The organism is Affinundibacterium fentianense (assembly GCF_018139545.1).
GTDB lineage: Bacteria > Pseudomonadota > Gammaproteobacteria > Burkholderiales > Burkholderiaceae_D > Undibacterium > Undibacterium fentianense.
The window spans coordinates 189,693-215,637 of record NZ_JAGSPJ010000005.1; the positions used below are offsets into that span (position 1 = coordinate 189,693).

A 25,945-nucleotide genomic window follows, 5' to 3' on the forward strand; every position below is an offset into this window, starting at 1 on the left:
TAAATTTGTGAATAGGCCGTTTCTCACTTGCGATTGCAGTTTAAAAATTGATTTTTAAACTTGCCTTGTAAGTGCGTCCGTACTGTTCATATTGTGCATTCAAAGCTTTCGTTCCCAAGTACACATAGTAGATTTCATTGTTCAAATTGTTTGCTTCAAACACGAGTTGATAGCGACGATTGATTTGGTAAGATAAGGAAAAATCGAGTTGCTTTTGTGTGTCAACCATACGATCCTGATCGACTGCTAAGATGTCTGATCCGACTTCTAACAAGTACGGTGATTTATAGTTGAGAGCCAAGCGTGTGCTGATAGCGCCATCCTCGTAACCCAACATCAAATTGCCAACGCGATCCGATTGGCCTGGCAATTGTATGCTGCGGGTTTTGTAGTTATTGCTGGCTTTGTCGAAACGTCCAATGCTGGCGTCAGACTTACTCAAGCTCAGATTAGCAGAGAAAATCAAATGATTGAACGGTGCTGGTAACATGCGTAAAGATTGGTTATACCCAAGTTCTAAGCCATGTACTTTCGCTTTATCGCCGTTGGCATAACTAATCGCTGTGGTGTAGCTCGTCCATGGTGCTGTGCCCGCTAGATTGGTGGTGTAGGTAAAGTTCTTAATATCTTTATGGAAGAGATAGGCTGATACACTGCCATCGTCGTGCAAGCGACGTTCGATGCCAAAGTCGAGGTTGCTCGCTTTCATAGGATTGAGCAATGGATTACCAATTTGTGCTTCGGTACTACTGATTAAATTGACACCTGGTGCCAGTTGGCTAAAATTGGCACGTACCACGGCATTTGTCCACGCTGCACGCAAACTAGTTTTAGCATCGACATCGTAACGGCCTTGTAGCGTCGGCAACCAATTATTGTAAGAACGTGAACTTTGATTTTGCGTGGCGACACCAGCGACAATTTTATTTCCCGAAGCATCGAATTGCGTGCGTTCTAATCGTGTTCCAACCAACAAGCTAAAGTTCTCCGAATGAAAACCGTTTTGAATATAGGCTGCATCGATGTTTTCATCCATAGAAAAATCATTGATCGCCGATTCTACAGTCGAACGGGCGGCGGCGCGATTCGCATCCGCGACGCGAGCACGTAATGCCACAGGATCTAATCCTAAACCGATACGTCCGAGTGGATAGGCTAATTCTTTTCCAACAAAAGACGACATCGAAGTTGCACCTGCACCCCAGTAATTCGCTGCGCTTGCACTACTACTGTAGGCAAATTGCTCCGTATCATTTTTCTTATTGCGCTGACTAGTTTTGAGTCCGAATTTCAATTTCGCATCCCAATCTCCAAGATCGAAAGTTTTGCCGAGATCAACTCGGGCATGATGTTCTTTGTCATCAGAAAAACGCGTTTGAAAAGTCAGTGCATTCAAAGCGAATTTGCTAGGGTCGTATGCGCTGGCAGGTGCATTGAGCTTAGGTAAATTCGTTTGTGTAAAGCTGATGTCATTGAAATTGGATGTGCCGCGGAAGCGTGCATCGTTCAGCGCATCTGGCGTGTCATCAGAAGCGGTGCTTTGCACAATATTCGCTTCAAGTTTCCAACCTTGTATGCGTTGTTCAGTGCCCAATAAGAACGATGTGATTTCTTGTGTGTATTTGCGTTGACGCAGACGACGTTCTAATCGCGCCGTGGCAGGGATATCTTCTGTTAACGCGCCACCATTGATATTACTCACGGTCAGGCGATCACGTACTTCGTCATCACTAAATTTGCTTATGAAACTGCGCATGAAATAACTACTATCAGCATCTGGTCGCCAATCTAAATTGAGTGCAAATGCTTGACGCTCACGCACAGGCAAATAGTCGCGTAACTCGAGGCCAGACAAACGGCCATTGCTCCATGCGCCGCCAGTCTCCAAATTGTCGGAGCCGAATTCGCGCTTCTCCATGCTCAAACCAGCAGCAATACCAAACTTGCCATCAATCAGACGATCTGCAAATAGAAGGCCGACGTTGGGGCTAGCTTTTTTGATGTTTTCGTCGTAGCTGACACCCGCATTCAAGGACATCACTTGCTGTGGTAAGTCGAAGCCGGTGAGTGCTTTCACTTCTACAGTCGCTCCCAGCGAATTGCCATCCATATCTGGGCGCAAAGTTTTGATGACTTCTAAAGTACGGATTATCCCCGAAGGAAGCACGTCGAGCGCAACCGCGCGGCGGCTCGCTTCTGGTGAAGGCACTAGAGCACCATTGATCGTGATGGCATTTAAATCTGGCCCTAAGCCGCGCACGGTGATGTAGCGTCCTTCGCCTTGATCACGTTGCACCGACACACCTGGTAAACGCGCTAGTGCCTCTGCGGCGTTTTTGTCAGGCAAGGCACCGATATCGTCGCTGCTGATGACGCTAACGATGTTGTCTGCTTTTTCTTGTATCTCTAAGGCTTTGCGCATACTTGCTCGCTGTCCTGTGATGGTCACACTCTGTGGTTCATTTGCTGAGCTGCCACTCACGCTTGGTTGGGTCTGTGCTTGCGCATGCATCATGCATAAGACGCCAAAGGTGATAGCGCTGAGTTTGTATAAATTGGTAGCGTTGATAGTGGCCTTCACGTTCTGAAGTTGCGTGTTGCGAGCTTGGTGCGATGTGTGTGTCATGGTGTATCGGGCTGGTTTAGCGTTGGAAAAGCCCACAGTCTAGGAATCAAATATTTCAGATCGGTTACAGAGTTTTTTTGCTGCTCTTAGAGCGGCTCGTTTTGCTATCTTTTATAAGTAATCGATGTAGAAGTTGAGCTTAATTGACCGCAGGGCACGATGCATGTCACCTTGCACATTGCATGCGCACTCACTTTTCTAGGTACTAGTCAGTTCTACTAGGCCCTGCACTCCCACACCTTGTTGTCTTTCAAGCGATTGATTACAATCCGTGTAGTTCCAGCCTTGTACACAAGATTTTTAACTTTCTGTGAGCTGTTTGCACCTGTGTTGTTTTTCATGCTTCGCATTTCCAGTTTTTGGGAAATAGCGGTGATTGTCATTTTCTTGTCATGTAAGCCGTATAGTCTCGCGCGCAATGTCCAATCTGGATCCATTAATAGCGCGGGCCATCATGCTTTCACTTCACAAAACACCACTTTCAATTTTTGCGTTTGCGCTCTTACTTACCTTGGCTGCGTTTAGCACGATCGGCCTAGCAAAGCCATTTGAGTCAATTCAATGGCTGGACGTGATTGCCGAGGGTGGAACGGCGGTGATGGCAGGTTTGTGGTTACTGATGACGCTTAGCAGCAGACCGCGTGGCAAAGTCACATATCTGCTCGCAGCTGGTATGGGCTTGATCATGCTTGGTGCGTGGGTTGATTGTATGGATGAGTTTTATCGCGTCGGCAAAGAACAATTGTGGGATCATTGGCTAGAAGCCGGATTTACTTTGGGTGGTATGTTGGTCTTAACGGCTGGTTTGTACTTTTGGCGTCATGAACAGTTTTCGCTCAATCAGCATTTGAAAAAGCGCGAACGCTTGTTTCGTGATCATTTGGCTTTTGATCGTGTGACACAATTGGTCGATGCGACTTATCTTCGTCGCTTAATTGCGATGGAGCAGGGACGCCATTCTGATGTCTCGAATTGTGTTGCGCTGTTGGATATCAATTCCTTCCATCTCCTAAATCGTGATTGTGGCGTAGAAGAAGGTGACAGAGCATTGCAAGCGGTGGCGCATATGCTGTTACTGAATTTATCAAATCAAGATGTGTTATGCCGCTACGCTGGCGATCGATTTGCGATTTACATGCCATCAACCACGTTGGATTCTGCACAGAAAAAAGTCAATCATTTATGTGCGATGGTAGCGCAGATGCACTTTTACACGCAGACCCGTCAAGTGCCAATCACATTACGTGCTGTTTGTAGTGAGGCGGTCGTGCAACTTGACGATTTGTTAGTGCGACTTGATCCACTCGATTCGCTCGCACAGCACAGCGAAGAAACAGAAGCGCTTGCAGGTATGCCGCGAACAGCGGTGTTTAGCTGAAACGCCCCTTATCTGATGGCTTATTTTTCTAGTAGTGATCCCTGTTTTTTAGTCCAGCATCATGCCGTGTTGGCGTGGCAGAGTGCTCAGCGTTTAGAAGTGGACTTAGTCGGAGCGCGCAAGGCATGTAAGCTAGATGGGGAAGACTTCACACGGCCAGAGCGCAAAATCAGTCCCGAGCAATATTTAAAGTTGCTGCAGTACCTAGCTCGGCAGTCGCAAAGCAAAGACACGAGTTTTATACTCGGTCAACACATGCTGCCGGGTCATTATGGGAGTGCCAGTCAAGCGCTGCTATATGCGCAGACTCTACGTCAGGCTTTGCGAATTCTGGTGCAGTTTCGGACTAGCTTGTGCCCGCTTTTGACGCCGCGATTGAAAGAAGAAAATGGGCAAGTGATCTTGTACTGGATGGATCATTGGGGTGCACCAGAGATGCTGCCTTTTTTGGTAGAAATGCATATGACTGCCGTAACTGCAATGTGCCGCTGGCTCAGTGAACAACGTCTGCCTTGGCGCTATTGTTTCAATCGCAGCCGCGCTCAACACATAGAACAACATCAAGTCCATCTAGGTCGCGATTTACGTTTCAATTGTTATCTTGATGCGATGATGATTCCTGCTGAATATTTGGATGTGCCGTGGCCACGAGCAAATGCTGTCAGCGCCGATATCGCGATTAAGCAAGCGTCTACCGCAGCATTAAATCAGCCACCAGCGCAAAGCATCATTCCGCAATTGTATGATTACCTAGCCCTCAATATACGCTGCGCGCCGAGCTTAGAAAAAGCGGCGCAACATTTTGACTGTAGCATCGCCACCTTCAAACGGCACCTTGCAAGACACGGTACGCACTTTCAAGCAGAGCTAGATCAGGTTCGCACGCACATGGCGCTCTACCTTTTCCATTTTCAAGAAATGGATAACGAAGGGGTCGCTGCCTATCTTGGGTTCCACGATGCGACGAATTTCCGCCGCTCGTTCAAGCGCTGGACTGGGCAGACTCCTAGTTTGTTGCGTTTGGCTTTGGAATGACTCTTAACTGATTTCATTGACTTTGTTAGTCATATTGTGACCGTTCTTCTTCGATTTCGCTTCTGGTGATCTGCCGATTGAGATATTCGATCTCATCTTCTATCCATTGGATAACTTCCTGTTCGAAACCAGCAGCCAACCAATGCCTGAATTTTTCCCTTTTCTGTTTGAAGTACATGCTTTCTAAACCAACCCAGCCACCAGAATGCATAGTCGCGCTAATGCCGTTTTTGACGCCATCCAGATGGCCATATTGTGTTATTAGTCTCCTCGTCAATTGACCACCATTTTCGTCGTCTAGTGAATTTGGCGCAGCATTTGCTATCAATGCAGATCGTTCTTTTGGATCGATGCTGATCCAATTAAATATCTCTTCGATAGGTAAATATTTAATTGCCCCTGCTGTTGCCTCTTGATCGAAGGCATTATTGCCATTCTTTAACCAGTGCAAAATATCAAAGCGCCAACTTGGTAATGATTCTTCGATGTGCTGACAGATTAACTGCCAAGCTTGATATGGCTGCATTTTGATCAATTCGATTGTAACTGCATTAACATCTGTGTCATAACTTAATCGATCTTCATCTTTCATTTCAGTTAATATGGCATCGAGTAATTTCATGGAATGCGCTTGATTCCAAGTAAGTAGTTTTAAACATACGTTTTTCCAATGATAGCGGTACATTTCGCGATTGCCATGACCTCTTGCTATCAATCTACTTACAATACTCAAAACGAAATCGGCGTCGAACGCAGATTGTTCGTTAAAGTCAAGATCGTCAAGTAACTCAATCAGTAGAAGTTGAATATCGAATGTGTCATACCTCGCTAGTAAATTAAACAGAGTGGTAAGTTGTTTATGGGAGATTGTTTTTGCAACATTGCCGTATCTCAGGCGAAAAAATAGACTAGGCTCTATCAATCCACGCTCGAGCGCATCGATACAAAGTGAAAATTGCTGTTCATCGTACTCCCCTGCAAGTACGACTGATGTGCCAATTGACATCGTCTCTTGATTGAGAAAGAAAGTCCGAATCGTTAAGTGGAATTTGTTCAAGTCTTTGGCCTTGACTATCGATAGATAGCCATCGAGACAGGTTTGTTGATTTGTCTTTCTGGTGACTCCAATTAAAGATTCTAATAGATCGAAAGATGAATCGTTTAGTGCAAGTTGCTCGCCAAAATGAAATAGAGCGACACTATGTTTTACGTGTTCTAAAAGACTGTTTATCATCGAAATTTTCTCGGGTGCCCTGGATATTCGACGTGCTAGTGCATTGACTAAAGCTTTCGATCTCGTTTTTGGTTTTCCACTGCGTTCTCGATATCCTTCATCCCACTCAGAATATCCGACATCAATCACATATTTTTGAAATCTATTGCTTAGACTCATCTTTGCATGGGATCGTTCTATCAATTTTATTTGCCTGAAAATATCCTCATGATCCCTATGTCTGTAATTTCTCCATTGACTGAAGAAACGATTTAATCTTGTAGTTGCCATTTCTTTGTCACGAGCTAACTCTTTCAAAATTTGGAAAGCGAGTTCAGTGCATGGAGCGAGGATGATGAGTTGCTCGACAGCTTCAAGCATACTCAAACAAACTTCAGGGCGTAAAGATTGATCCCAACTGCGTGTTTCTTGAATCAAATTCTGAAAGTAGAGTAATTTAGCCTCCCACCAATCGCCATATGTCTCAGGCGCCCATAGTTTTGCCCTTTCTCTTAGCCCTTGGTTTTCTACGCCAACGATGCGAAATCCCATACCGTTTGTCATAAGGGCTGCATTCATGGCTCGTAGCCCTAAACGACGTTCTCTGCTATCCATTGAGCGTAGTAAGCTGAGCATCGCTGTGAGTCTGACTTGCGGGGACGCTTCCGTATTTGCTGCTTCGGGCCCGATTCTGAATAAACCAATTAAGGTTCCAGTTGCGTTATTTGAATTGTCAGCGTTTTCATTAATTGCAAGTCTCGCTAGTAAGCGCAATGCTCTTAAAGTAAATCTATCCCAGACAGCGATTTTCTCAATTGTCCAGACTAGTTGTTGGCGATTATCTTTGAAATTAAGAAGTTCTTGATCGGACCATGTGCCAACGGTGGCCTCTAGCAAACGTAGTACTGCTAGAGGATTTGCTTCGGCAAGTATAGACAGAAATTGGCCACCCTTCGAAGATGTCAGTGCCGCGTATTCGGAAAAAATGCCATTGACGTTCAAAATGTCTTCGATCACAGAAGAGTTTGCAGAAGCGTCGGCATATTTGAACATTTTCAGAAACCAGATATGCAGTGATTCAGGCATCTCGCTAAACAACTGTGTAAAGTTAAATCCGCGCCCGTATCGCTCCCAGAATTGCTTCCACAAGTAGATGTGTAGAGCCTTGGGCACAAAGAATAGAGTGCGGTGCCCTTGTAATACACGGCGTGCACGAAGGCCTTGGATGATTTCTTGAAATTGTGTCCAGCCTATACTTGGGTCACTTTTTTGTATTAGTTGTGCGATGTATTTTGCCTCTTCACCCACAGGCGCTTCGTAACCGAAACGACTGAACAGTGAGAGATGGTGTGCGACACAATCTATTTGACGAGCGGAAAGATCGCTAGTTCTTTGATATCCATGTAAGTATCTCGTCCAGATTGCGATTGTTGAAGGAGGTCTGAGTAAATCTGTAGGGTTTGCAAATAGATTATCAGCTACCGCTTGGGCAACTCGAGGTGAACCTTCGCAGATGCTTACCCATCTATTTAATTCATTTGAATCGCCAATTCGACGTGCCAAGATGCTCTTAATTGTTGCGTCGTTCAGTAATGGTGCATGTAATCTAAGAATTTCGTCGTCATATGTTTCATCTCGACCATGATCCAAGGTGATTATTTTTAGGTTGCCGCAGCGAGGTTTTAAGTGTTGCCAGATGGCGATCATTTCCTGTTCTGGAAGTTCGTCAATTACAACTACGAGAGGCTTGATGCCAGTGGCTTTAATTAAATGAAGAAAGAAGTTCGACTGTCCGAATTTCGAACCGTCTTGAAAATAAAGTACAAATGGCGCTAAGTCTTTCTCCTTCAGCGCTTCCAGCACAATGCGCGTTTTGCCAAGGCCTGGCTCTCCAAGAATTCGTATGTGTTTTTGTTCTTCAGATAATGCAGTTCTAATTTCATTGATGAGACTCGTTTGTTCATCTGAGACCTCAAAAATATTCGACATGTGCGCATTTATCTGCCATTCGCTAATTGTCCACGTCTCTTGAATAGTGTTGGGTACCAAAAGTGATGCAGTACCAGGGTATCGTTCGATAAATTCCGCAATTTGGCTTGCGCCTAGAATGTCAATTTTATCCTCGTAGCTTGAGAACCCCTCAGTTGCAAAATAGCTCGCAATCAATTTTCGTGCATCATGTCTCTGTTTTGGTGTGAAGTCTATTCCCGTAGAAATGACGACATATCGGCCATTTCTTTCTAGTAAACGCTGTATCTCGGAGAATAATTCTCCACTGGTACTAAACAGCTCTCCACGCATTGAGCTTTTAGTCCAAGGCTTGAACGAGCTACCTGATTTGATTTGGAATCCTGTGATTCCAGAACAGAATAGACAGTCGTTAGGAGTATCGAAATCATCTGGCGTACAGATTTCCGCATCAATTCCACCATCGGGAGTATTGAGGCGACTTGATATCGTTAGGACGGATGGACTTAGTTTCGCATATGCGCATTCTGCTCGGAAAACTTGGCGCAACACATCAACTGCCATCTCAGCACTCAGTGAAATAACTGCTTGTAATGGTATTTTCTGGAGAAAAGTCATTTGCGCCTGTCGATGTAAGTGTTCGATTTAAGTATGAGTTTGATTCAGATCTCGCTGTCTCAGATAGATGTTCCAATATCAATATGATGAATTGTCCATCAGTTAATTCACAAGGACAATACGATTATTTGATATTTTGAGTTCGAAAATAAATAATCTGGGCGGATGCCTGAAATATATTCCTCAGAAACTGCATAAGCAAACACGAAATCATTCGTTTTCATTTAATAACCTAGTCTTTAGTCTACGCACATCGATTAACTAATTATCTGTGTGGAGTTGAAATAGAAATGAAACTACTAAAAAAAATCGTATTAGCGTTGGCGTTAGCTTCGGCTACTGTTACACCTATCGTACATGCAGCAGACGTCACATTGCTCAATGTCTCCTATGACCCAACCCGTGAGTTATACCAAGATGTGAATGCGGTGTTCGCTAAGTTTTGGCAAACCAGGACCGGAGATAAACTCACGATTAAGCAATCGCACGGTGGTTCGGGTAAGCAGGCACGTGCGGTGATTGATGGCTTGGACGCCGATGTGCTGACTTTGGCCTTGGCGTATGACATTGATGCCGTTGCCGAAAAAGGTTTGTTGGATAAAGCGTGGCAGAAGCGTCTTGCGCATAATGCCTCGCCTTATACCTCGATCATCGTTTTCTTGGTGCGTAAAGGGAATCCCAAAGCGATTAAAGATTGGAATGATTTGGTCAAACCTGGGGTGGCGGTCATAACGCCGAATCCGAAAACGTCTGGTGGTGCACGTTGGAATTATTTGGCGGCATGGGGTTATGCTTTAAAACAAAAAGCAGGCAGCAATGTAACGGCTAAAGATTTTGTACAAAAGCTCTACAAAAACGTACCAGTTTTGGATTCTGGTGCACGCGGTTCGACCGTAACGTTTTCTGAGCGCGGCATTGGCGATGTATTGATCACTTGGGAAAATGAAGCCTATCTCGCATTGAAAGAATTTGGCGCCGATAAGTTGCAGATCGTCACGCCGAGTTTAAGTATTTTGGCCGAGCCACCGGTGACGGTAGTTGATAAAACCGTGGATAAACGCGGAACAAGAAAAGTGGCGGAAGCGTATCTGAATTATCTCTACACAGATGAAGCGCAAGACTTGATCGGCAAACATTTTTATCGCCCAACTTCTGAACGCGCAGCAAAGAAGTACGCAGGACAATTTGCGAAAGTGAATTTATTCAAGATTGATGAGGTATTTGGTGGTTGGAGTAAAGCGCAAAAAGAACATTTTTCTGATGGAGGTGTATTCGATCAAATTTATCAGGCAAAGTAAGGGTAGTGGTTCGATTCAACGGTCATTCTCAATAATCGTCTAGCGCATCGATGTGTCGTTGTGGAAGTTGTTGAGCATGTTTTGCTTCATTGTGATCCCCAAGTCATGGTGATACGGAATCGGCAATCAGATGCTTATTGAACGTAGTTGAAATTTTTAGTTTTCATCAAAACTCTCCCCCCTCGGTTTTGATAACATAACTAAGTTAGTCTGATCTTGGTGTTGCGCGACATAGCGATATTTTCTAGAGATGTTTTCTCTTGCGAATGTTTGTATGTCGCGCTTTTTTTATTTTCTATGCTGACGAAATGCGGATGTACACAAATCATCTAAGCAAGTGCAAATTACTTCGTTGGTTTTTCTCAAGTGGTGTTTTAAGCTGGTTTTATACGATTAACTGAAAGGAATGAGAATGACATACACCGGTTTAAGACATTATTTAAATAGTTTACCAACACAAACTACTAGTCAATTATTTCCAGGAAAAGATGGCCGTATTTCGGCGCGGTTTTTTAATGCGCGCTTAAGTAGCGTATTTCAGCCTATACGGTCTGGCGAAGATTTAAGTTTGCTTGCCTATGAGGCCTTTGTTCGTAGTTTTTCGGTCAATGATCAAGGGCTTAGTATCTGGAAATTATTAGAGCATGCTAGTTCTGATGATGAGTCGGTCGAGCTAGATCGTTTGTGCCGCTTACTGCATGCAATTAACTTTTTCCGTCAAGCGACTGCCGACAATCTCGACTTATATTTGAGTGTACATAATCGCCTATTAACGGCGGTTGCGGGTAATCATGGTGCTGCTTTTCAGCGGGTACTTGCCAGGTTAGATATCCCGCAGAAAAGAATTGTTTTGCAATTGCCAGCGATTGTTCCAAGTCAACGTTGGGCAATTACGCATGTTGCCGATAACTATCGTCGCAATGGATTCCGACTGGCACTTCATGCACAAAATATCGAACAAGCTTTTGACTTACTTGAACGTGTGCAGCCGGATGTGTTGAAGCTCACTTTCGAACAAAGTCTGGCGGATAAGAATGCTTGGCTGTTTGAAGATTTACTCAGACAGGCGGCGCGACAATCTTGCTTAATTATTTTGCGTAAAGTCGATCAATTGACCGTGTTTGAGAAATTGCGAGAATTTTCCGATTATCGGCTTGCTTTTGCGATGCAAGGTAATGCGATTGATATTGCGCGTTCTCATCTGATCAATCCTGAAGGAACGCCATCTCACCTGCGCCAGCAAACGGATTCGAATGCTTCGCCTCGGCAAGCTTGTTGCTGAGCGATTAGGCTTTTGAGCCTCAGACATTACGCCAGCTTATGCAGAAATCGACTATAGAAATATGAAAAAAATCGTTTTCCATATAACTTGATCATGCAATCATCTGTCATCTAAAGCTTATCTGGTAATAAGGGCTGTGCATGACATTTCTATCAAAAAATCGGGCGAAGGCACGACGGGTCATTCCCGGTTTTCACTTATCGGTGGGATTTACCTTGTTTTATTTGGGCCTAATCGTCCTGATTCCTTTGTCCGCGGTCTTCATTAAAACCTTTAGCATGACTTGGGATGCGTTTTGGCATACCGTCACTTCTGAGCGCGTGATGGCTTCGTATCGCTTGACCTTTGGTGCGTCTTTGCTCGCAGCCTTTATTAATGTGATTTTTGGCGGTATCTTGGCTTGGGTGTTGGTTCGTTATCAATTCCCAGGAAAACGCTTGATTGATGCGTTTGTGGATTTGCCTTTTGCCTTGCCAACTGCGGTGGCTGGCATCACTTTAGCGACCCTGTATGCGCCGAATGGATGGCTAGGCAAGTTGTTAGCGCCGTTTGACATTAAAGTCGCTTATACCCCGCTCGGCGTATTAGTGGCGTTGATCTTTATCGGTTTACCTTTCGTTGTACGCACCGTACAACCCGTGTTGGAAGAAGCAGAAAAAGAACTTGAAGAGGCTGCCATTAGCTTGGGGGCTAGCCATTGGCAAACTTTTGTGCGGGTGATTTTCCCCACCATTTTGCCCGCCGTATTGACCGGCTTTGCTTTAGCTTTTGCCCGTGCTACTGGCGAATATGGTTCAGTGATTTTCATTGCTGGCAACATGCCGATGATTTCTGAGATCACACCACTTTTCATGATCACGAAACTCGAACAGTATGATTACGCGGGTGCGACCGCCATTGCTGTGGTGATGTTGATTATTTCCTTTATTTTGTTGTTGGCGATTAATGCGCTGCAAGCATGGACGCGCCGTCGTCAGACAGCAGGGAGAGAATAATGAGTACACAAATTTCAACGACGAAACACCTAGAACCGCGCACAGAGCCGCCGCTGCAATTGCAAGCGACATTAGAACCTGTATGGGTAAGAATTTTGTTACTTACCGTCGCATTGGCGTTCGTGACCTTGTTTTTGTTTATTCCATTGGTGGCTGTATTCACTGAAGCTTTACGTAAGGGGTGGGATGTTTATCTCACGTCGATTCAAGAGCCCGATGCGGTGTCAGCAATTAAACTCACTTTGATTGCTGCGGGAATTGCGGTGCCTTTGAATTTAGTATTTGGGGTTGCTGCAGCTTGGGCGATCGCGAAATTTGAATTCCGTGGTAAGAACGTTTTACTGACTCTCATTGATCTCCCGTTTTCTGTCTCGCCCGTGATTTCGGGTCTGATCTATGTGCTGTTGTTTGGAGCGCAAGGTTGGTTTGGCGAATGGTTGCGCGAGCACGATATCAAGATCTTGTTTGCGGTACCGGGCATCGTGTTGGCCACGATTTTTGTGACTTTCCCTTTCGTTGCACGTGAATTGATTCCCTTGATGCAGGCGCAAGGTAGTGAGGAAGAAGAGGCCGCATTGGTATTGGGCGCTTCTGGTTGGAAAACTTTCTGGCATGTGACTTTGCCGAATATCAAGTGGGGTTTGCTATACGGTGTGATCTTGTGTAATGCGCGGGCGATGGGTGAATTTGGTGCGGTATCGGTGGTGTCCGGTCATATACGCGGCGAGACCAATACCATGCCCTTGCAGATTGAAATTTTGTACAACGAATATAACTTCACTGCAGCATTTGCAGTGGCCTCTTTGTTGACATTATTAGCGCTGGTGACATTGGCATTGAAAACCATCGTGGAATGGAAAACCGACGAATCGCGTCAAGGTATTCCACAGGAATAAAGAGCTTGGTGTAGCGCCCCTTCTCCCGCTAGCGGGGAATAGGGAGTAAGAATGTAAATATTTGAAAGATCGGAAAAAAACATGAGCATTGCTGTCAATCAATTGCAAAAACGCTTTGGTAGTTTTACTGCCCTCGATAATGTGTCTTTAGATTTTCCGAATGGTGAATTAACTGCATTATTGGGACCATCTGGCTGCGGTAAGACGACCTTGCTGCGCATCATTGCTGGCTTGGAATATGCTGATAGCGGTCAGGTCTTGTTGGACGGTGAAGACGCTTCCAATCAGCATGTGCGTGAACGTCAAGTCGGCTTTGTGTTTCAGCATTACGCCTTATTCAAGCACATGACGATCTTTGAAAATATTGCATTCGGCTTGCGTGTAAAACCGCGTCATTTGCGTCCAAGCGAAGCGCAAATCAAGGAAAAAGTCACCAAGTTGTTGGAATTGGTACAACTTGATTGGTTGGCAGATCGTTACCCGCCGCAACTCTCTGGTGGACAGCGCCAAAGGATAGCCTTGGCGCGTGCATTGGCGGTTGAACCTCGTGTTCTTTTACTTGACGAACCTTTCGGTGCGCTTGATGCCAAGGTACGCAAAGAGCTGCGCCGTTGGTTACGTCGCTTGCACGATGAATTGCATGTGACGAGTATTTTCGTCACGCACGATCAAGAGGAAGCGCTCGAAGTGGCTGATCAAATTGTGGTGATGAATCACGGCAAAGTTGAGCAAGTCGGGGCGCCGAATGAAGTGTACCAACATCCTGCCACTCCCTTTGTCTATGGGTTCTTAGGCAATGTGAACTTGTTTCATGGACGTGTTCACGAAGGCATCTTGGATGCGGATGGTGTTGCGTTTGATGCGCCAGGGCATGCTGACACAAAAGATGCAGTCGGCACTGGTTATGTGCGTCCTCATGAACTGGATATCGATCGATATACACCAGACGCAAAAGGTTTGATCGTCAAACTGCGTCGTGTACATGGAATCGGCCCATTAGCGCAATTGGAGTTGGTCCGCGAAGATAATGGTCAAATTGTGGAGGCGATGATTAGTACAGAGCGCGCAGTGCATTTGAATCTGCAAGTAGGAGAAGCTTTGGTGGTGAAGCCAAAACGCCTGCATGTATTTGTCGATAATGTGAATGCCTAGGAACGACGATGAACTTCCAACAATTACGCTCCATTCGTGAAGCCTGCCGTTGCGGTTATAACTTAACCGAAGTGGCGAATGTCTTATACACTTCTCAACCCGGTGTCAGTCGTCAGATTCGCGAAGTGGAAGAAGAGCTCGGCGTGGATATCTTCGAACGCAATGGCAAACGCTTGACTGGTTTGACCGAGCCCGGCAAAGGTATTTTGCCGATCATCGAACGCTTGCTATTAGAGGCTGAGAATTTACGCCAAGCTGGTAACGATTATTCCGATCAAGCGCGTGGGACATTAGCAATCGCAACCACACATACACAAGCACGTTATGTTTTACCAAAGGTCGTGCAACAATTTCGCTTGGCGTTCCCAGAAGTTCGTATCGCCTTACAACAGAGTGCACCGGAACATATAGCGGAATGGGTTCTGTCCGGTAAAGCCGATATTGGGATCGCGACTGAAGGTTTGTCGGCGTTTAAAGATCTTGTTTCCTTTCCTTGCTATGAATGGAATCATGTGGTGGTCGTGCCAGATGGACATTCTTTGCTGACACATGCTGAATTAAGCTTGGCTGATCTCGCCAAGTATCCTTTGATTACTTATGATGTTGGGTTCACGGGTCGAGGGCATATCGACGATGCATTTAGACAAGCAGGTCTACGCACCGACATTGTATTGACTGCGATGGATTCTGACGTGATTCAGCAGTATGTAGCCTTAGGACTTGGCGTTGGACTTGTTGCCTCGATGGCGATTGAGACAGGCAATGAAAATCAACGAGCACAAGGTCTAAGGACCATTTCAGCTTCGCATTTATTTCAATCGAATGTGACTCGACTGGCTGTACGTCGCGGCGCTTATTTACGTGCCTACACCTACGATTTTATACAAAAATTTGCGCCAGATTTAAGCCGCGAAGATATTCGAGCTGCATTGGCTGAGAATGAGGTTTAGCGAAATAAGTTTGGGAAATTGAGAATCGCTCAGCATCCATTCGGGTGCTGAGCGTTGTTGTACAGGATTAAACGGATGGTTCGATTCCAAAGCGTTGCTGGATAGAAGTAAGTATGCCTTCTGGATTCAGGCCGCTTTCTGCGAGGAGTAAACTGGGATCGCCGTGATCAATGAATTGATCAGGCAATCCAAGAATTAACAAAGGTTTGTTCAAATTTGCAGAAGCAAGAAATTCAGCAACAGCGGAACCGGCGCCGCCCATTATGCAACCTTCTTCCACTGTGACCAGTGCGTCGTGGCTTGCTGCCATCGCGCGTATCATCTCTTGGTCAATTGGTTTGATGAAGCGCATGTTCACTACCGTGGCATCAATACTCGTTGCAGCTAAGATAGCTGGATGTACCATCGAGCCAAACGCCAAGATTGCGATTTTCTTGCCCTGGCGCTTGAGCTCCGCCTTACCAATGGGAAGTTGGCTTAGGTCGTTTTCGATCGCAGCACCAATCCCTGCACCACGCGGATAACGAATCGCGGCTGGGCCTGGATAGTGGTAGCCAGTGGTCAACATTTGGCGACATTCGTTTTCATCGCTTGCCGCCATCACGACCATATTCGGAATACAACGCAAATACGCGAGATCATAGTTGCCAGCGTGGGTTGCACCGTCTGCACCGACTAAGCCCGCACGGTCTAAGGCAAACGTTACATCTAAATTTTGCAATGCGACATCATGGATTAATTGATCGTAAGCGCGTTGTAAGAAAGTCGAATAGATCGCTACCACCGGCTTGAGACCTTCCGTCGCCAAGCCACCGGCAAAGGTCACGGAATGTTGCTCTGCGATCCCGACATCGTAGTAGCGCTGAGGGAAGCGTTGTTCAAATTCCACCATGCCAGAGCCTTCTCGCATCGCAGGAGTGATACCGATCAATTTGTCGTCGGCGCTTGCCATATCACATAACCAATCGCCAAAAACCTGTGTATAGGTTTTTTTTGCGGCAGTGGTGGCGGGTTTAATTCCTTCGGCGGGATTAAACTTGCCCGGACCGTGATACAAAATAGGGTCGGCTTCGGCGAGTTTGTAGCCCTGTCCCTTTTTAGTCACCACGTGCAAAAATTGTGGGCCTTTCAGATTTTTGATATTTTGCAGGGTAGGAATGAGCGATTCGAGGTCATGGCCATCAATCGGACCAATGTAATTGAAACCAAATTCTTCGAACATGGTTGCAGGCACGACCATACCTTTTGCATGCTCTTCAAATCGGCGCGCAAGCTCTAACATCGGTGTTGGTAAAACAGATTTGCCAACGTTTCTCGCTGCGGCATAAAATTTACCGGACATCAAGCGTGCTAAATAGCGGTTCAACGCACCGACAGGCGGAGAAATGGACATATCGTTGTCATTTAAGACCACCAGCATATTGATATCGTCGTAGACACCCGCATTGTTCATTGCTTCGAATGCCATGCCAGCGGTCATCGAGCCATCACCAATAATCGCTACCGCATGCCGCGATTCACCCTTGGTTTTGGCCGCTAATGCCATTCCAAGTGCGGCGGAAATTGAAGTCGAAGAGTGCGCTGTCCCGAAGGTATCGTATTCGCTCTCGACTCTGCGAGGAAATCCCGAAATACCGCCATGTTGACGTAGGCTATGCATCTGATCACGACGACCTGTCAAAATCTTGTGGGGATAGGTTTGATGACCTACGTCCCAGACTAAGCGATCTTCTGGTGTATTGAAAACATAATGCAAGGCGATGGTCAGTTCCACCGTGCCGAGATTGGAGGATAAATGGCCACCTGTTTTCGATACAGACTCAATCACATATTGGCGCAATTCATCGGCCAATGCACTTAATTGATGGCGATTGAGCGCACGTAAATCAGCTGGCGAGTTAATCGTATTGAGTAGGGACATTATTATGCTTTCCGCTGAACGATGAGGTCTGCAAGATCATGCAGATACTGGGCGGATTCTCCAAAAGGTAAAAGAGCTTGGTGTGCATCGTGGCACAATTGATCTGCGAGTTGACGCGAAGCTTCTAGTCCAAGCAAGGACACATAGGTTGGTTTATTGTCGGCGGCGTCCTTGCCCGCTGTTTTGCCTAATGTGGCGGAATCCGCAGTCGCATCTAGGACATCATCAACTACCTGGAATGCCAAGCCAATCGCCCCCGCATAGATGTTCAACGCATCGACTTCTTTCGCTTCGAGTGGTTTGCCGCTCATCGCACCAAGCAGCACCGACGCTCTTAACAAAGCGCCCGTTTTTAATCTGTGCATTTGCTCCAGCTCGGCGCGATTCAATGCCTTGCCAACACTCGCCAAATCGATGGCCTGCCCGCCACACATACCGACTGAGCCTGAGGCTTGCGCTAACAGTTGCAACATGGGTAGCTTGTGCTCAGCGCAGGCTTGTGATTCGCTCAAAACTAAAAATGCTTGCGCTTGTAGCGCGTCACCGACGAGTAAGGCGGTTGCTTCATCATATTTCTTATGAACGGTCGGTTTGCCGCGACGAAGTGCATCATCATCCATACACGGCATGTCATCATGTACTAATGAATAGGCATGTATCATTTCGACTGCACAAGCCGCACGCGATAAGAGTTCTGCCGGCGCTTGAAACAATTCACCTGCCGCAAAAACCAGCAATGGGCGCACACGTTTTCCGCCATCCAAAACGGCATAGGCCATCGCTTCGTGTAAAGTCTTTGGTGCTAGTGTGACCGGAGGGAGATACTTTTCTAAAGCAATTTCGACATCAGCTTGAATCTGCTTCATCCATGTTTGAAATGCTGCGCTCATGCTTGGCCCTTGTTGTCTTCGACCTGATCGGAGGAAAAGGGTTTAAGCATACCAGCATCCAAAATTTTGACTTGTTGTTCAACTTTTTCTAATTGTGAGGCACAAAATTTGATCAGCTCTGAGCCACGTTGATATGCACTGACTGACGCTTCGAGTGGAAGTTGGCCTGTTTCCATTTGCGCTACCAATTCACTCAGTTCCGCCATAGCGCTTTCGAATGAAACTGGTGTGGCCTGCGATGGTAATTTCTTTGACATAGATTTGTTTGCAAGGTAGATTGCAGGAGCGGCAAGGCGAGAATGCCAAGTTTTCTCAAAACCCTGTATTTTAGTGCAAAGGGGCTCGCCGTGTGGAGATATCCAAGGCAGTCTTCTAGAGGAAAGACTTAATATAAAAATATTAAATTGGCAAAAAAGACTGCGATGTGCAAAAAAATGCTTAAAAAATGAGCGAAATTGCGTTTCAAACATTTCCATGTGGAAATAAATTGAATATAGTTGAGCTATGGCGAATGAGAAAGGACGATATTTGTGTCACCTCGTTCATACCAATTGTCGCAAAGCAAAAAACCTATTCATAAAAAGCGTAAAGTGGTCGTAATACCCTAAATCGGGTGTTTAATTTGATGGTTGAGTGAAGCTTATAAGGTTGGTGTGGTAAAAATTCTTTTATGTCCATAAATCAAGTACATCCAAAGCAAGCAGCTAGCAATGCCAAACTGGAACAACCTGTTCCGTTGGATAAGCTTGATACATGGCAAGCGCTGATCCAACATGCCTACCAATTGTTGACGCCACAAATCGATGCGTTTTCCGCACGCTTATCGCATGCACTTTTTGTAAAGTCTGAAGAAACCAGCGATTCGAAACTCGCGACGCTGTATTTTCATGGTGCGCAATTACTGAAAAACAGTACCTATACCTATTACTATTTGTGCTCGGGAAATATTGAGAAAATATTAAGAAGCGAGACACAAGTCTTGCGCAACCCTGAAAAGAAATCCCCCGCTGCTGTGGCCGACGTGGCGATGAGTCTCGTGTCCTATGAAGAAATGGATTTAAAACTGAGTATCAGCCGAGCTAGTCGTTCGCTCGAATTGAGCCATGCTGAAAGCCTCGCTGCATTGAATATGCGACTCGCAAGTTTATTGGGCGTAGAGACGCTAAATTTGGCGCAAAATCCTTTCCGACCAGAAGTATTTTTAAGAGCGGCGAATACTGCTTGGTGTGAATTTAATCCAGAAAAAGCGGCGCATGAATTCGTATTGCCGCTACTTAGTGATCTCCTTTTTGACCTCACACCCGTCTACCTCGGTTTGAATGAGTTGCTCGTGGTGCGCGGCGTTTTACCGGATTTGCAGGAGACTTATCGTCTCAAGCGCAAACAAGCAAGTGTCGACGCTGCGCGCTTGGGTGAAGCAGTAAAGAATGAAGTAACAAAAAAATTAGAGCAATACTTTACTCAACAATCTGGTACGCAGACGACGCTCGTCCAAGGTGGCTTGCAGTCAGGCGGACAAAGCGGTGCTCATCTGAATACCGGTTTGTCCTATCCTCAGGATGCTGCCAATTTTCAGACGACAAATTCCGAGTTATTTCAATACCTCGCTGGAATGCAAAAAAATATGGCATTCCAGCAACTTGTGTCAGGCGCCAATCAAGCGGTGCGTTTGTCGCAACTACGTCATGAGATGCCAGCGATGTTGCACACTGGTGTTGAGAAACATACGTTTGATTTGCTGTCGCATGTCTTTGATGGTGTGCTCAATAATCAGGACATCGTTGATCCAATCAAAGATTTGATTAGCGCCTTACAAGTCCCTGTGTTAAAGGCCGCTTTGATCGATAAAGATTTTTTCTTTCAAGATACTCATCCTGCGCGGCGTTTGATTGATCTGCTCTCCAAATATAGTGCTGCGCTCGATCCCGCTAAAGGAGTCGATGATCCGCTCTTTCAAGAGATGCAGAGAAATGTATTGCGGGTTCAAAAAGAATTTGATCAGCAACTTAGCTTGTTTGATGAGGTCGTCACCGATCTCGAGAAGTTTATTCAACAAGAAGAAGCTGCCACCATCGAAGCATTGCAAGCGCCGATTAATCGTGCCTTACAAAGAGAGCGTTTTAAGCAAGCGAGTGAAGCAGCAAACAATGATGTGTCGATGCGAATCGGTACTGGGGAAGTCGTCGCGTTTGTTGAGACTTTTTTAGAGAATCGTTGGACCAAAGTGTTGACCTTGGCGTATAGCGTACAAGAACAAAAACCCCATGCTGTAGAAGATGCCATCAAGACGATGGATGACTTAATTTGGAGCATTAAGCCTAAGATCACCTTGGCGCAACGTCAGGACTTAATTAATCGATTACCGGGAATTTTGGCTCGCCTGAATAAGTGGCTAAGCCTCATTAAGTGGGAAGACGCCGACAGGGTTCAGTTTTTCGCTGACTTGGCTGAATGCCATGCTTCTATCGTACGGGCACCTCTAGAACTTTCGCCTGAGCGGCAAATGGAAATCGCCGTCGAGGCCGCGCAAATCGCAACGCAGCGTCGCCTCGAAAAACGCGCAAAAGCGGAGGCTGAAGCCAAAGCCAAGCAACAGGCAGAGGAGGAAGAGAAAGCACGCTTGTTGCAAGTGGCAATCGACAAAGCGAGGGCTGAAGCGAAAGCGCAAGCTGAAGCTGAAGCCGCGAGTAAAGAAATTCTGCGCGCTGAGCAAGCCGCGAATCAGGTCGATGCGGAAGTGGCAGTGCCACTCGCTACACCTAAACTTTTGCCGCAAATTGATGAAGCCGAAGTGGTCGCTAAAATTGAACAGGCTATTCAAGATGCGACGACGACGGTCGCCAACTTGGAGCGCGGTGTTTGGATCGAGTTCCAAGCGCACGATCAAGCTTGGATGAAACTACGATTGGCTTGGGTAAGTCCTATGCGCAGCTTGTTTATTTTCACCTCCAGCCATAAAGAAAAATCCTTCTCGATGCCTGTGGATGAATTGGAAAAGCGCTTCCGTGAAGCCACGGTCAAGTTGATATCAACGGATCATGTTGTCGATCGCGCCTTATTGGCTGCACTCGATCAAAAACCCGTCATGGCTGCAGAAGAAGCGGTTGCCAGTTAAATTGTCTACGCTAACAATGGCGTAGACAATTTCGGCGCTCTGCTGGGTGCGCAGCGGTGTAAAAAAATAGAAAAATCCCCCTTGGTTGTCAGTGCTTTAGCTGCCGTACCGCCTGTTTGAATTCAACTACCATATTGTCATCCGTGATGTTGAGACGCGCGTTGTCGCGCAAAATGGCCTCGCGTTGATCGAGAAGTTCCCACTGGCTTAACTTGTCTAATTCTTCTAATAGTGCCGGGCTTTGCGTGAAGATAGAACGATTTTCTGCATCTTTAAATTTCAGCAAAGATGCACGTCGTTCTTCTTGGCTAATATTAAATGGGGTATCGCTTGCAGCGACAAAATTCTGTACTCTTAAGATATATTTGAACTGACGCGCAGCGGTATAGACGACATCTTCATTGCCAGTTGTGTTGTAGTAAATCACTCCGCCCGGTTGGAGTCGTGTCTTTGCCAATTTTAAGAAATCTTCAGATAGCAAGTTGGTTGCATTGCTTCGCCAAAAGAAAGTGGTGTTCATCACGATAAGATCGAATTTCTCATCGGGATGATTGCGTATCCAACGCCGCCCATCGTCGAAAAACAAGCGAAACTTTGGAGAAGCGAAGATCGAAGCGATTGCTGGATAGTGAGAAATGATTTCCACATAGGCACGATTGATTTCAATCGCTGTCAGATTTTCAATGTCAGCATGATTCAATAATACGCGAGTCCAGGAGCCAGAACTGAGGCCGATTTCAAGAACGCGTTTGGGTTGGCGATGCAAAGCAGAAATGAGATAGGTGCGTTCTATCATATTATCGTTGAGTACCGGATCTGTATTGAATTTTCCATCGTAAATTCCACCCCCGTAAATGATATCGGACCCTGACTTGTTTGCCGCGACTGTGACAATGCCGGAGCGACTCTCTTTGACATACTTAAAGCTTTGCGCCTGATGATCCGCGAATTGAAGTTTCTCTAGATAGTTTTGAAATCCCGTTGGGTGAAGTGCGACCATGCACAGACTAGCGATAGCGAGGCTGGCTAAGGTGAGGCGCTTGAAATTCATTTTGGGGATGCGTAATGGTTGTCTCGCATCGTGATTTTTGGATGGAATAAACCAGAGGAAGACAAAAATAGCCAGCATTGAAATTGTGCTCAATATGGCTATATTTTCACGCAAAGTATAAAAGTCGAGCAATAAGAAGCCAGTGATGACGGGCCCTGTACTGGCACCGATAATGTTCGCAAAATATAGCCAACTCATGCGCATGGTCGAGTCCTGCTCATCAGAACGTAAACCTGCATGAATCAATAAGGGCAGCAAACTTCCGGCATAAAACGCGATCAAAGTGATCAATACATATGCGATGCCCAAGCCAGCGTCTTTACCTGCAATAGCGGTGATATGGGCGACGATAGGTAAAGCGAGATAAAACAGCAAAGTCGCATAGATCATGTAGCTGACAGTTTTGCGAATAATATTTGTATTCGACTCACACAGTGACTTTGCTCTCAATGATCCCAAGGTAATTCCAAGTAAGAACGTGGCCAATAGTTGACCAAAAATCTGTGGTGAGCCACCACTAAGAAAACCCAAAATTCGATACCACAAGATTTCTTGACTTAGCGAGACGTACCCGACAATGGTGAGGCTAACGAAGACAAGCGGAAAAGGCAGAGTGGGTGATGCCGTCGCGCCGATGCGAGCGGAAGTCGAAGCCAGGTCGGCGGCGACAGGTTTTTTTAGGTGTCGACTCGGGTGAAGAACCAATGCTGCAGTGACGAAATTGCACATTGCTGCCACCAGAATAGAGGTTTTTAGACCAGTGATAACAAACAAAATTTCGACCGTTGCAAATGCGGCGATCGCTGAACCCAAGGTGTTTAATGCATATAAGAGGCCCAACGTCTGGCCGAAATTATGAAAGTATTTCTGCAAATGGGCGACCAAAATGGGCAAAGTCGCACCCATCAGTAAAGTTGGAATGCCGAGAATTGCATAGGTTGAAAGTGCTAAGGTCGTTAACGAATGGGTGTCTATTTGATGGCTGATCCAGCTGATCACGTCTAAGCTGAAAAAACCGAAGATGCCTATTCCCAATTCAAGCACAAGAAAAATGCGCAGAGCGTGTCGACCAAAATGCTGCTGCGCGAAGCCGCCAATTAAGGCACCAATACCTAATCCAAACATGAAAATCGAAACAATAATGGTGACGGATTCGCTATTGATACCAAAAGATGTAAATAAGACGCGCTGCCAAATTACTTGGTAGATCAGTGCGGAAAATCCTGAAACGAGAAAAAGCAGCGCAACATATTTCTCAGAACTAAAAATGGCCGTTCTGCCTTTTGCGCCAGTGAGGATTAGGTACATCACGCTGGTCCAGATCGCCATGCCCACCACTAAGAAACTTGTGTAGAGAAAGTACGAGCCTTGTCCGAGTATCGCCTGTGGTGGCAGCAGGAATGCTAGATAGGGTAACAGGCATACAAATCGAAATGTTTTGCGACGAGTCTGTTCTGGTATTGTCCCAACTAAATTTTTCTCGATGTAGTTGTCGAGGAGACGCAGTCCAAATGGTAGTCCGAGCAAGATGAGTAGATGCCAGTGATTTTGTATTGACCCAAGTTGCGCATCCAAAAGTCGAGCAGAAAAATTGGGATAGGTACAAGCCAATCCATAAAATATACCAACAAGGTAAGGCAGTAAGTGTAGAAAAATCGTGCTAGGCATGAGTTGATTTCCTGTTTCATTCGACGATGATTAAATTGACTTCGACATCGAGTGGGTGGGGCTAAACGCTTATTATGCTTGTCTTACTCGAGACGTTTCGAATTTTTTTTGCATGAAAGTCGCGTTCAATACACAAACGTATCTGGCGCAATCGTTTGCGTCGTCTTGCGGGGAGATGAGAGATCAAATGTTGATCGTGATGATTGGTGTGAGCGAGGTTTCTTCTTGCGTCTCGACTGACTCGTCTCTCGTCGTGGAAATGCCGCAATGGGCGGACTTTTTTTCTCTCTATTTTGTTTTTTTGATTGGCGCCCACCTCGATTTTGATCAGGACTCGCTCCGATAAAGTTTATGCATTTCATGCATAGTTAGATGCAAACAAAGCATTGGAACGCTGGATGTGACTTGCCTTAAGATGCGCTGCCTGCGATGCAATCAGTTGGATTTAACAAGAATCCGTAGGCAAGAATAGCGAAAACTAAAGATCAAAACCAAGAAATTTTATTCAAGAAGAGCGAGCCTTATCATGTCGAGTAATCACCAAATTCCTTCTTATTTAACCCCACACGCGACGGGGCCGTGGAATGTCTATTTGGAACAAATTGATCGCGTCACACCCTATCTAGGTAGTCTTTCACGTTGGGTCGAAACTCTAAAACGTCCTAAGCGTATTTTGATCGTTGACGTTCCGATTGAACGCGATGACGGCACGATCGCGCACTTTGAAGGCTATCGCGTGCAACACAATACTTCGCGTGGCCCTGGTAAAGGTGGCGTGCGTTTCCATCAAGATGTGACATTGTCTGAAGTGATGGCATTGTCTGCTTGGATGACGATTAAGAACTCGGCGGTCAACGTTCCTTACGGCGGTGCTAAAGGAGGTATTCGCGTTGATCCTAAAACTTTGTCACGCGGTGAATTGATGCGTATGACGCGTCGCTACACATCCGAAATCGGGATCATCATCGGCCCAGATAAAGATATTCCAGCACCAGACGTCAATACCAACGAGCAAACCATGGCGTGGATGATGGATACCTATTCCATGAATGAAGGTCGCACCGCGACAGGTGTGGTTACTGGTAAGCCTATTTCTTTAGGCGGTAGCTTGGGGCGCCGAGAAGCGACAGGTCGTGGTGTTTTCGTAGTAGGTTGCGAAGCTGCCGCGAAAAAAGGTGTGACGATTGCTGGCGCAAAAATCGCAGTACAAGGTTTTGGTAATGTGGGCGGGATCGCAGCGCGTTTATTCGCGGATGCTGGCTCCAAAGTGGTGGCGGTACAAGATCATGGCGGTACGATATTCCACTCAAATGGTTTGGATGTGCATAAGTTGTTAGATCACGTCGCGGCGAATGGCAGTGTTGCTGGTTTCCCTGGTGCTGAAGCGGTATTGCCGAACGAAGAATTCTGGAAAGTGCAATGCGATATCTTGATTCCAGCCGCTTTGGAACAACAAATCACAGAAGCGAATGCCAATCAAATTACGGCAAAAATTATACTCGAAGGTGCGAATGGTCCAACTACGCCAGAGGCTGACGATATTTTGCGTGACCGCGGTGTTTTGGTGGTGCCTGACGTCATTGCAAACGCCGGTGGCGTAACGGTTTCCTACTTTGAATGGGTACAAGATTTCTCTAGCTATTTCTGGACTGAAGATGAAATCAACAATCGCTTAACCCGTATTATGAAAGAAGCATTCCATTCAGTATGGCAAGTGACCGAGGATAAGAATGTTTCCTTGCGTACAGCGGCGTTTATTATTGCTTGTACTCGTGTATTGCAAGCGCGAGAAGTCCGAGGTCTCTACCCATAATTGAGCGCGGCGATAAATTCGATTCTCGGGCGCATAGCGGCGTTGTCTTTCCTCGCAATATTGACATATTGCTGCG

Annotated in this window: 16 protein-coding genes; 10 read left to right on the forward strand and 6 right to left on the reverse strand. The window is 46.0% G+C overall.

The window, feature by feature from the left end:
- Positions 1-40 precede the first annotated feature (40 nt).
- Entirely contained in the window at positions 41-2,626 is a 2,586-nt protein-coding gene (locus KDM90_RS12770; RefSeq protein ID WP_212676002.1) for a TonB-dependent receptor, read from the reverse strand.
- Positions 2,627-3,080: 454 nt separating this feature from the next.
- Between KDM90_RS12770 and KDM90_RS12775 the strand changes: the two genes are divergently transcribed.
- Both KDM90_RS12775 and KDM90_RS12780 read left to right on the forward strand, forming a co-directional pair.
- On the forward strand, positions 3,081-4,004 hold the full coding sequence (locus KDM90_RS12775) for a GGDEF domain-containing protein (RefSeq protein ID WP_212676003.1): 924 nt from the start codon (positions 3,081-3,083) through the stop codon (positions 4,002-4,004).
- A 15-nt stretch (positions 4,005-4,019) separates the two neighbouring features.
- A complete protein-coding gene (locus KDM90_RS12780; protein WP_212676004.1) occupies positions 4,020-5,039 on the forward strand; it encodes an AraC family transcriptional regulator in 1,020 nt (339 codons plus the stop codon).
- Positions 5,040-5,064: 25 nt separating this feature from the next.
- On the opposite strand, the gene KDM90_RS12785 is transcribed toward KDM90_RS12780, so the two are convergent.
- Entirely contained in the window at positions 5,065-8,838 is a 3,774-nt protein-coding gene (locus KDM90_RS12785; RefSeq protein WP_212676005.1) for a P-loop NTPase family protein, read from the reverse strand.
- Positions 8,839-9,128: 290 nt separating this feature from the next.
- Here KDM90_RS12785 and KDM90_RS12790 point away from each other — a divergent pair, with 290 nt between their 5' ends.
- The 6 genes from KDM90_RS12790 (at position 9,129) to KDM90_RS12815 (ending at position 15,411) form a co-directional block, all read left to right on the forward strand.
- Positions 9,129-10,136, forward strand: a complete 1,008-nt coding sequence (locus KDM90_RS12790; RefSeq protein ID WP_212676006.1) for a sulfate ABC transporter substrate-binding protein — start codon at positions 9,129-9,131, stop codon at positions 10,134-10,136.
- A 412-nt stretch (positions 10,137-10,548) separates the two neighbouring features.
- Positions 10,549-11,418: an EAL domain-containing protein gene (locus tag KDM90_RS12795; RefSeq protein WP_212676007.1), complete on the forward strand. Its 870-nt coding sequence runs from the start codon at positions 10,549-10,551 to the stop codon at positions 11,416-11,418.
- A 140-nt stretch (positions 11,419-11,558) separates the two neighbouring features.
- Positions 11,559-12,413, forward strand: coding sequence for a sulfate ABC transporter permease subunit CysT (gene cysT, locus KDM90_RS12800; RefSeq protein ID WP_212676008.1), 855 nt, complete (start codon positions 11,559-11,561; stop codon positions 12,411-12,413).
- Entirely contained in the window at positions 12,413-13,309 is an 897-nt protein-coding gene (gene cysW / locus KDM90_RS12805) for a sulfate ABC transporter permease subunit CysW (protein ID WP_212676009.1), read from the forward strand. Before cysT ends, cysW begins: the two co-directional genes overlap by 1 nt.
- Positions 13,310-13,390: 81 nt before the next feature.
- A complete protein-coding gene (locus KDM90_RS12810; protein WP_212676010.1) occupies positions 13,391-14,461 on the forward strand; it encodes a sulfate/molybdate ABC transporter ATP-binding protein in 1,071 nt (356 codons plus the stop codon).
- A gap of 8 nt (positions 14,462-14,469) precedes the next feature.
- Positions 14,470-15,411: a CysB family HTH-type transcriptional regulator gene (locus KDM90_RS12815; RefSeq protein ID WP_212676011.1), complete on the forward strand. Its 942-nt coding sequence runs from the start codon at positions 14,470-14,472 to the stop codon at positions 15,409-15,411.
- 67 nt (positions 15,412-15,478) lie between these two features.
- Here the strand turns inward: KDM90_RS12815 and dxs are convergent, their stop codons facing one another.
- Genes dxs through KDM90_RS12830 form a run of 3 tightly spaced genes read right to left on the reverse strand, consistent with a single transcriptional unit; the run spans position 15,479 to position 18,479 of the window.
- On the reverse strand, positions 15,479-17,332 hold the full coding sequence (gene dxs, locus KDM90_RS12820) for a 1-deoxy-D-xylulose-5-phosphate synthase (RefSeq protein WP_212676012.1): 1,854 nt from the start codon (positions 17,330-17,332) through the stop codon (positions 15,479-15,481).
- Between the two features lie 2 nt (positions 17,333-17,334).
- Entirely contained in the window at positions 17,335-18,222 is an 888-nt protein-coding gene (locus KDM90_RS12825; RefSeq protein WP_212676013.1) for a polyprenyl synthetase family protein, read from the reverse strand.
- Positions 18,219-18,479, reverse strand: a complete 261-nt coding sequence (locus KDM90_RS12830) for an exodeoxyribonuclease VII small subunit (protein ID WP_212676014.1) — start codon at positions 18,477-18,479, stop codon at positions 18,219-18,221. Before KDM90_RS12830 ends, KDM90_RS12825 begins: the two co-directional genes overlap by 4 nt.
- Positions 18,480-18,892: 413 nt before the next feature.
- On the opposite strand from KDM90_RS12830, the gene KDM90_RS12835 reads away from it, so the two are divergent.
- The gene (locus KDM90_RS12835; RefSeq protein ID WP_212676015.1) at positions 18,893-21,337 is read left to right on the forward strand and encodes a DUF1631 family protein; all 2,445 of its coding nucleotides are present in this window, start codon (positions 18,893-18,895) and stop codon (positions 21,335-21,337) included.
- Between the two features lie 88 nt (positions 21,338-21,425).
- Here the strand turns inward: KDM90_RS12835 and KDM90_RS12840 are convergent, their stop codons facing one another.
- Positions 21,426-24,056: a spermine/spermidine synthase domain-containing protein gene (locus KDM90_RS12840; protein WP_212676016.1), complete on the reverse strand. Its 2,631-nt coding sequence runs from the start codon at positions 24,054-24,056 to the stop codon at positions 21,426-21,428.
- A 526-nt stretch (positions 24,057-24,582) separates the two neighbouring features.
- Here KDM90_RS12840 and KDM90_RS12845 point away from each other — a divergent pair.
- The gene (locus tag KDM90_RS12845; RefSeq protein WP_212676017.1) at positions 24,583-25,869 is read left to right on the forward strand and encodes a Glu/Leu/Phe/Val family dehydrogenase; all 1,287 of its coding nucleotides are present in this window, start codon (positions 24,583-24,585) and stop codon (positions 25,867-25,869) included.
- The last annotated feature ends 76 nt before the right edge of the window (positions 25,870-25,945 follow it).